Raw genomic sequence first — 2,029 nt, 5'->3', positions numbered from 1 at the left:
ACGCGCGCCATCGCATCGGCCGGAATGCCCGGCCCGTTGTCGAGCACGTCCACCACGCCGTGGCCGCTCACCGCATGCAGCTTCACGTCGACCACGCCGCCCTCGGGCGCATAGCGCAGCGCGTTGTCGATCAGGTTGTCGAACACGCTGCGCAGCTCGGCCGCGGGCGCGAACACCACGGGCGCGATGCTGCCCTCGAAGCCCACGTCGACCTGGCGCGCATCGGCCAGCACCATAAGCTGGCTCACGCTCTCGCGCAGCAGCACCTCGATGTCGACCGCCTCGCGCGCCGTCGCGCGGCGCGGCGCGTCCTGGCGCGAGAGGCTCAGCAGCTGCTCGATCAGGTGCTTGGCGCGCGTCACGCCGGCCTCGAGCTGATTGAAGCGTTCGGTGGCCTCGCCGGCCGGGATGTGCGAGCGCAGGTTCTCGATCTGCAGGCCGATCGCGGCCATCGGCGTGCGCAGTTCGTGCGCGGCGTCCTGCACGAAGCGGCGCTGCGTGGCGAAGGCGCTGCGCACGCGGCCCAGCAGGTGGTTGAAGGAGGCGACCAGCGGCGCGATCTCGTCGGGCACGCGCGCCAGCGGCAGGTCGGTGGGACTGCGCTCGTCCTGCGAGGCCACGTCGCGCGCCACCGCGCGCAGCGAGCGCGAAGCGGCCGAGACGATCAGCCACAGCGCGAGCAGCGCCACCGGCAGCAGCAGCGTGATCGGCAGGCCCTCGAGCAGCGCGCGGCGCAGGGCGCGCTGGCGCCGGTAGTCCTCGTTCTGCAGCACCTGCACGCGCCGCTGGTCGGCATGCGTGCCGGGCTCGGCCGTGAAGGCGCGCCAGTGGGCCCAGGGCTGCGGCCCGGTGCGCAGGTCGCCGAAGCCCGGGCGTGGCTGCAGCGGCATCGGCAGGTCGGGCCAGGAGCTGCTGAGCAGCCGGCTGCCGTCGGGGCTCCAGATCTGCACCACGAAGGCGCCGTGCTCGAGCACGGCATCGCTGTTCAAGAGGCGCGGCGTGCGCGACTGGTCGCCGCCCGCGTACGACTCGGCCACCAGCCGCATCTGGTCGTCGAGCGCGTTGTGCACCAGGTTGCCGTAGGCCAGGAACGAGAACCAGGCCGTGAGCACCGCCGCCGCGAGATGCAGCGTGATGAGCCACAGCAGCAGCTGGGTGCGCAGCGAACGCGGCCGGCGCCAGCCGCCCTTCTCCCCCGTCACGCGGCGACGCGCCAGCCGAGACCGCGCACGTTGCGGATCGACTCGGCACCGAGCTTGCGGCGCATGCCGTGGATCAGCACGTCGATCGCGTTGCTCGTGACCTCTTCGCCCCAGCCGTAGATGCGGTTCTCGAGCTGCTCGCGCGAGAGGATCGCGCCCGGGCGTTCGAGCAGCGCATGCAGCAGCGCGAACTCGCGCGCGGTCAGGGCCTCGCGGTTGCCGTTGACCACCACCTCGCGCGTCGTGAGATCGAGCTGCAGCGCGCCGCTGCCCACCAGCGAATGCGCGGCGCCGTCGCGGCGGCGCACGATGGCGCGCATGCGCGCGAGCAATTCGCGAAATTCGAAGGGCTTGAGCAGGTAGTCGTCGGCGCCGAGATCGAGGCTGTGGATGCGGTCGTCGAGGCCGTCGCGCGCCGTGAGCACCAGCACCGGCGTGGCATCGCCGCGTTCGCGCGCGCGGCGCAGCACCTCGGTGCCGTCCTGGCGCGGCAGGCCCAGGTCGAGCAGCACGCAGGTGTAGCCGCCATCGCCGAGCGCGCTTTGCGCGAGCTCGCCGTCGCGCACCCAGTCGGCCGACCAGCCCGCGCCCTCGAGCGCCTGTTTCAGGCTGCGCCCGATCATTTCATCGTCTTCCACCAGCAGAACGCGCATCGCAGCGACTCCTCATATCACGCAGAAAGCGCCGCACCGCCTTGCGGCACGGCCGTGCGCCAGGGGGCATCGGGTCCGGGCCGCAAGGTAGCACGCGAACGGGATGATCGGTAGTGCCTGCGCCGCGGCGCAGACTAAGGGCGAATACTTAGACGGTGCTTAGGCGCCGGGCGC

The 2,029-nt window shown here is 72.2% G+C and carries 2 protein-coding genes; both read right to left on the bottom strand.

Features of this window, described 5'->3' with window-relative positions; genetic code table 11:
- Positions 1-1,202, bottom strand: a 1,202-nt coding sequence (locus tag AC27VN_RS39890) for a sensor histidine kinase (protein WP_490880272.1), incomplete at its 3' end; no start/stop codon positions are given.
- Positions 1,199-1,855, bottom strand: a complete 657-nt coding sequence (locus tag AC27VN_RS39885) for a response regulator (RefSeq protein WP_057593551.1) — start codon at positions 1,853-1,855, stop codon at positions 1,199-1,201. The genes AC27VN_RS39890 and AC27VN_RS39885, both read right to left, overlap by 4 nt.
- Positions 1,856-2,029 lie beyond the last annotated feature (174 nt).

This window comes from Variovorax sp. 20P10.2.4 (genome assembly GCF_058244205.1).
This window is presented reverse-complemented; position numbering and strand designations above follow the sequence as displayed.